Raw genomic sequence first — 4,407 nt, forward strand, 5'->3', positions numbered from 1 at the left:
CGGTGAGGGGGTTCCCTCACCGGGCCCGACGCGTACGGGTGGTGGCGGCGGGTCAGCCGAGGCCCGGGCGCCGGACGTCGAACTCGGCCCAGATCGTCTTGCCCTGACTGTGCGGTTCGGCGCCCCAACGGTCGGCGATGCGCCGCACGATGACCAGGCCGTGACCGCCGGGCAGGGCCGGCTCGTGCGGCAGGCGCGGGGCGGGCAGCTCCGGGCTGCGGTCGCTGACCTCGACCCGCAGCCGCTCCCCGGTGGTGTCCAGGACCAGCTCCAGCGGGCCGTCGCCGTGCAGCATCGCGTTGGCGACGAGTTCCGCCACCAGCAGGACGACGTCCGCGGCGACGTCCGCGGTAACGCCCCGGCGGGCGTCGGGCACGAGGGCGGCCGGCGCCAGGGCGTCCGGCGTGCGGGCGGGCACCCGGGCGGGCGCGTACCAGTCGTCGAGGGCCCGGAGGGTGAAGGTCCTGGCGTGGGCGACCGGCTTGGGGAGCCCCGCCAGGGTCAGCCGCCGGCGCTGGCCGCCGGGGGGCAGCGCCGGCCCGGCCCGGTGCGGATCACCGTCCAGGGTTCCCCGGCTCATCGTCATGTGAGGGCACCCCTTCGGATCGACGCGGTTGTCGCATGGTCGGTTTCCCGGCGCATTCGGGATTATGCACCGCGCCGGCCCCGGGCCGCGCCCGAACGGCGCACCCGGCCCGCGGCCCGCCGAGGGGCCCCGGCGGCTCCGGCTCAAGCCGCCAGGGCCGCTTCGACCGACGTATGGAGGGAGAACACCGCCTGTGCGCCGGTCAGTTCGAGGACCCGCATGACGGTGGGCGACACGGCGGCCAGGTACAGCGCCACTGCCTCCTCCCCCGCCGCGAGACGGGTCCTGAGCAGCAGGTTCAGGCCGGAGGAATCGCAGAAGCCCACCTGCGCGAGGTCGATCACCAGCGCGCGGGGGCGCTGCGCGACCAGGGCGGTGAGCGCGTCCGCGGCCGGCGCGAGCGTCTCGATGTCGAGGTCGCCCTCCAGCACGCACACCGCCGCGCCGCCGGCTCCGGGACGGGTCCGCACCGCCAGGTCCGCCCGGGGCGCGGTGGCCGCCGGCGCGGTGGCCCACCGGTCGTTGTCGGATGGCATCATCGTCGTCCCCTCCATGTCCGTGCCCTCCGACCATACGGAGGTCGCGCCCGTCGGCCAAGCAGGGGGTCGTGAACCGGCCCCGCCCGGGCGGTCTCCCCGCGGCACCGGTCAGGCGTCCTCCAGCCCCTCGCGCAGGCGCCGCAGGGTGCGGCTCAGCAGCCGGGAGACGTGCATCTGGGACAGTCCGAGGCGTTCACCGATCTGGGACTGCGTCAGGTCCTCGCAGAAGCGCATCGACAGGATGCGGCGTTCGCGCTCGGGCAGCGCGGCGACCAGCGGCTTGAGCGCCACCAGGTCCTCGACGAGGGCGAGGTCCCGGTCGTCCTCGCCCAGGCGCCCGGCCAGCGGGCCGGGGCGGTCGTCGTCCTCGGCGCCGGTGTCCAGGGAGCCGGCGGTGTGCGCGTTGGCGGCGGTCAGGCCCTCGATCACCTCCTCCGCGGAGAGGTCGAGGTGCGCGGCGAGTTCGGCCACCGTGGGGGCCCGGTCCAGCTCCTGCGCCAGCTTCTCCTGGGCCCGGGCCAGGACGATGCGCAGCTCCTGGAGGCGGCGCGGCACGTGGACGGCCCAGGTGGTGTCGCGGAAGTGGCGCCGGATCTCGCCGAGGACGGTCGGCATGGCGAAGGTGGTGAACTCCACCCCGAGCTCGGGGTCGAAGCGGTCGATGGCCTTGATCAGGCCGACCGCGCCGACCTGCAGCAGGTCCTCCTGGGGTTCGCGGTGCGCGGTGAAGCGGCGGATCGCGAACCGCACCAGGGACAGGTTCATCTCCACCAGGGTGGCGCGGACGTAGGAGTACTCCCGCGTGCCCTCCTCCAGCGTGCCCAGGCGCCGCAGCAGCACCCGGGTGAGCTCCCGGGCGTCGGCGGGGGCGATCTCCCGCGGGTCGTCGACGGCGGCGAGCTGCGGCGGGAGCAGCTCGCGCAGTCCTGTGTCGGGCGCGGCCGAGCGGGACGACGGCTCACCCGTCGTCGGAGCGGCGGAAACGGTCAGTTCACCAGTGGGCGTGACCATCGGATTCCCTTCCTCGTGTCGGCACGGTCGAACGCCCCGGTTACCCGGTGACGGCCGATCGATGCCGCCGCCCGGGGTGGAGGTTTCGTGAAACCGCAGCGACTACCCCGGAGGACGGGCGGGGAAACCTCCCCGACGGCCGGGGTGCCCGACGACCGGGTGCCCGACAGCCGGTGTGCCCGACGGTCACGGACCGCCGGGCCGCCGCCGGGGAGCCGGGCAGGGCCTAGCCGGCCGGGTGGTGGAGTTTGCGGGCGGCGGTGCGGATGGCCAGCGTGTAGGGGGTGTCCAGGGCGCGGGTGCGGGCGTCGAGTTCGTCGAAGGGCACCAGGGACCGGTGGGTGTCGTCGGTGGACTGGGTCCAGGCGGTCCAGGCGTTGTGGACGTCCTCGTCGGTGACCTCCTCGCCCTTGGCCTGGAGCAGGACGGCGTAGAGGCGGAAGAGGTCGTCGGCGCCCTCGGGGGGTCTCGCCTCCGAGGGCAGGCTGTCGCGGATCAGGTCGGCGATCGGGTCGAGGTGGCTCATGGGCCCAGTGTGCCGGTGACCAGGGTGCCGGTGAGGAGGATCAGGTGGGCTGCCGCGAAGACCACCGGCACGGCCCGCTCGGTGGTGCCGAGTTCGGTGTAGTGCTTGTGCCACCGGCCGCGGCGGGCGGCGCTGCTGAGGGTGACCCACTCGTCGGTGTAGATCCGCGCCGAGAGCTCCTCCTCCAGCGCGTTGATGACCTGGAACTTGGCGGCGTTGAGGTCCCGGTAGCTGCGCAGTTGCATCCACCAGGCGACGGACAGGGTGATGCCGGCCAGCGCGACGGCCGTCGGCACCCACCACGGGGACTCGGAGAGCTTGGGTATGCCGAAACCGATGAGGGTGACCAGGGCGGTCTGCACGGACAGGAAGAAGGTGTTGGCGGTGCCCCGGCGGGCCGAGACCCGGTCGGCCATCTCCACGGCGAGTTTGTAGAGCTCCAGCAGTTCGATCCGGCGGTCCCACTCCGGCGGCACGGTCATCGCGGCTCCCTCGGTCGGGCAGCCGGCGGGGACGGACCGTTCGGGCACGGTGCCGCCCCCGCCGACACTGATGCGACGTCATTTCCCCCGTGGCGGCGGGTTCTACCGGCTCCGGCCGGACCGGTCCGGGCCGTCCGGCGGCGGGGACGGGCCGTCAGGAAGCGGGGACGGGCCGCAGGCGGTAGGCGTCGCCGTGGCGGTGGACGCGGCCGGCGGTGGGCGGGGCGAAGTGGGTGCCCAGCAGGAGGGTCTCGGTGCCGGCGAGCGAGGCGAGCAGGGCGTCGCGGGTGGCGCGGGAGAGCCCGGGGTCGATGTCGACGCAGGCGCCGATGGCGGGGTGGGCGAGCTGGACGGGGTGGTGGACGCAGTCGCCGGTGATCAGCGCGGTGCGGCCCCCGCTGGTCAGTTCGACGGCGACGTGGCCCGGGGTGTGGCCGGGGGTGGGCACCAGGCGCAGGCCGGGGGCGACGGCGAGGCCCTCGGCGGGGACGTCGAGGAGATCGAGCAGGCCCGCCCGCTCGACCGGGAGCACGGAGTCCTCGAACATCTGCCGGCGCGCCTCCTCCATCGGGTGGCCGGCCCAGAACTCCCGCTCGACGCGTGAGGTCAGGTAGCGGGCGTTGGGGAAGGTGGGGATCCACCGGCCGTCCACGGAGCGGGTGTTCCAGCCGACGTGGTCGGCGTGCAGGTGGGTGAGGATCACCAGGTCGACGGCGTCCGGGGGGAATCCGGCGGCGTCCAGGCGCTGCGGGTAGTCGGTGTCCAGGTCGTGCCAGGCGGGGTTGGCGCGCTGCTTGCCGTTGCCGATGCCGGTGTCGACGAGGACGCGCAGGCCGCCCACGGTGAGGGCGAAGGTGTGGCTGGCCAGGCGCAGTGTGCCGTCCGGGTCGGCGAAGTGGGGGTGCAGCCAGTCCTGGCCGGTCACCAGTTCGGGGGTGGCGTCGGGCAGGAGCCAGGGGCCGGTGGCGGGCGGCAGCGGGATCTCGTCGATGCGGTGGACGGTGACGTCGCCGACGGTCCAGGTGGGGGCAGCGGCAGGCATGGGACTCCTCCGACTAAAAGCTACGTATTTGCGTTTGCCTGACTCTAGAACCTACAGTCGCCTAAAGCAAACCGTTAGCTTTTGGAAGGGGAAGACCCGTGCGAGGACCCGTGCCCGACATCGACCTCACCCCGCCGGAGGCGGCCCGCCAGGCCGCCCGCGCCGGCGTCCCGCTGCCCGCCGACCGGCACGCGGCGGTCGCGGCCGCCGCCGAGCACATC

The 4,407-nt window shown here is 74.2% G+C and carries 6 protein-coding genes; all 6 read right to left on the minus strand.

Features of this window, described 5'->3' with window-relative positions:
- Window positions 1-52: 52 nt before the first annotated feature.
- The 6 genes from ACFV04_RS43345 to ACFV04_RS43370 all read right to left on the minus strand — a co-directional run bounded on the left by ACFV04_RS43345 (window position 53) and on the right by ACFV04_RS43370 (window position 4,186).
- Window positions 53-586, minus strand: a complete 534-nt coding sequence (locus tag ACFV04_RS43345) for an ATP-binding protein (protein WP_380536582.1) — start codon at window positions 584-586, stop codon at window positions 53-55.
- 143 nt (window positions 587-729) lie between these two features.
- Complete coding sequence (locus tag ACFV04_RS43350) at window positions 730-1,125, minus strand: STAS domain-containing protein (protein WP_360255092.1); 396 nt, start codon at window positions 1,123-1,125, stop codon at window positions 730-732.
- 108 nt (window positions 1,126-1,233) lie between these two features.
- A complete protein-coding gene (locus ACFV04_RS43355; RefSeq protein ID WP_360255089.1) occupies window positions 1,234-2,136 on the minus strand; it encodes a SigB/SigF/SigG family RNA polymerase sigma factor in 903 nt (300 codons plus the stop codon).
- A gap of 226 nt (window positions 2,137-2,362) precedes the next feature.
- Entirely contained in the window at window positions 2,363-2,662 is a 300-nt protein-coding gene (locus ACFV04_RS43360; protein WP_360255087.1) for a hypothetical protein, read from the minus strand.
- On the minus strand, window positions 2,659-3,144 hold the full coding sequence (locus ACFV04_RS43365) for a hypothetical protein (RefSeq protein ID WP_360255084.1): 486 nt from the start codon (window positions 3,142-3,144) through the stop codon (window positions 2,659-2,661). The genes ACFV04_RS43360 and ACFV04_RS43365 overlap by 4 nt, the downstream gene beginning before the upstream one ends.
- A gap of 154 nt (window positions 3,145-3,298) precedes the next feature.
- Entirely contained in the window at window positions 3,299-4,186 is an 888-nt protein-coding gene (locus ACFV04_RS43370) for an MBL fold metallo-hydrolase (protein ID WP_380536584.1), read from the minus strand.
- Between the last annotated feature and the right edge of the window lie 221 nt (window positions 4,187-4,407).

Source organism: Kitasatospora sp. NPDC059599, assembly GCF_042735125.1.
In the GTDB taxonomy this organism is placed as follows: Bacteria; Actinomycetota; Actinomycetes; order Streptomycetales; family Streptomycetaceae; genus Kitasatospora.

Coding starts and splice junctions, on each gene's coding strand:
- ACFV04_RS43345 (WP_380536582.1), bottom strand. CDS start 586: ATGACGATGAGCCGGGGAACCCTGGACGGTGATCCGCACCGGGCCGGG.
- ACFV04_RS43350 (WP_360255092.1), bottom strand. CDS start 1,125: ATGATGCCATCCGACAACGACCGGTGGGCCACCGCGCCGGCGGCCACC.
- ACFV04_RS43355 (WP_360255089.1), bottom strand. CDS start 2,136: ATGGTCACGCCCACTGGTGAACTGACCGTTTCCGCCGCTCCGACGACG.
- ACFV04_RS43360 (WP_360255087.1), bottom strand. CDS start 2,662: ATGAGCCACCTCGACCCGATCGCCGACCTGATCCGCGACAGCCTGCCC.
- ACFV04_RS43365 (WP_360255084.1), bottom strand. CDS start 3,144: ATGACCGTGCCGCCGGAGTGGGACCGCCGGATCGAACTGCTGGAGCTC.
- ACFV04_RS43370 (WP_380536584.1), bottom strand. CDS start 4,186: ATGCCTGCCGCTGCCCCCACCTGGACCGTCGGCGACGTCACCGTCCAC.